Below are 1258 nucleotides of genomic sequence, written 5' to 3'. Positions count from 1 at the left end.
TACGTATGGAAGGGATAAGTGCTGAAAGCATCTAAGCATGAAGCCCCCCTCAAGATGAGATTTCCCTTGGAGTTAATCCAGTAAGACCCCTTAGAGATGATGAGGTTGATAGGTCTCGGGTGGAAGCACGGTGACGTGTGGAGCTGAGAGATACTAATCGGTCGAGGACTTATCCTAAAATAAGAATTGAATTCACACTCAAGAAACTTATATGTATGTTATCTAGTTTTCAGGGAATGATCTCTGAATATAATCTAGTGGCGATAGCGAAGAGGTCACACTCGTTCCCATGCCGAACACGATCGTTAAGCTCTTTTGCGCCGATGGTAGTTAGGGGCTTCCCCTTGTGAGAGTAGGACGTTGCTAGGTAAAATGAAAAACACATTCCGATGGGATGTGTTTTTTTTTGTTTTCGGGAATTAAATTTCAGGTGAAGTGTGCTGCATCTGCGTCTTCTAGTGATGCTCTTGAGTCTGTTTGTCTTCGCAAAGCTGGTGATAGAGAAATTATAGACCTGAATTCTTTGAACTTTATTTTAGTTTTATAAAGTAAGTATTCTATAGAAACTAGCATAGATATTTAATTTTTTTATATAAGTATTGACATGATTGGTGTCACTTTGGTATTATTAAATTCTGTTGTCAAATACATCTTTTGAAGAGGAAATAAATTTTCAAAAAGGTGTTGCGTAAAGATTATTTGTGTGATACAATAAATCTTGTCGCTGAAACAACGGCGATTTGATTGTTCTTTGAAAACTGAACACACAGCCAAGCGAATTAAAGAGATAGTAAATATCTCGTCAATGAATTAAAATTTTGAGCTTTATCAAACACTTTTATGGAGAGTTTGATCCTGGCTCAGGACGAACGCTGGCGGCGTGCCTAATACATGCAAGTCGAGCGAATGGATGGGAGCTTGCTCCCTGAAATTAGCGGCGGACGGGTGAGTAACACGTGGGCAACCTGCCCTGTAGACTGGGATAACTTCGGGAAACCGAAGCTAATACCGATAATTTTGGAACCTCATGGTTCTAAAGTAAAAGTTGGGTTTTACCTAACACTACAGGATGGGCCCGCGTCGCATTAGCTAGTTGGTAAGGTAACGGCTTACCAAGGCGACGATGCGTAGCCGACCTGAGAGGGTGATCGGCCACACTGGGACTGAGACACGGCCCAGACTCCTACGGGAGGCAGCAGTAGGGAATCTTCCGCAATGGACGAAAGTCTGACGGAGCAACGCCGCGTGAGCGATGAAG

At 42.8% G+C, this 1258-nt stretch carries 3 rRNA genes; all 3 read left to right on the top strand.

Features of this window, described 5'->3' with window-relative positions:
* A 23S ribosomal RNA gene (locus BKP45_RS08750) occupies positions 1 to 177 on the top strand; the annotation flags it as partial.
* Positions 178 to 253: 76 nt separating this feature from the next.
* Positions 254 to 369 (top strand): 5S ribosomal RNA (rrf, locus tag BKP45_RS08745).
* 468 nt (positions 370 to 837) lie between these two features.
* Positions 838 to 1258: ribosomal RNA gene (locus BKP45_RS08740) — 16S ribosomal RNA — on the top strand; the annotation flags it as partial.

This window comes from Anaerobacillus alkalidiazotrophicus (genome assembly GCF_001866055.1).
Note: the sequence above shows the minus strand (reverse complement) of the source record. Positions and strands in the feature narration are given on the sequence as shown.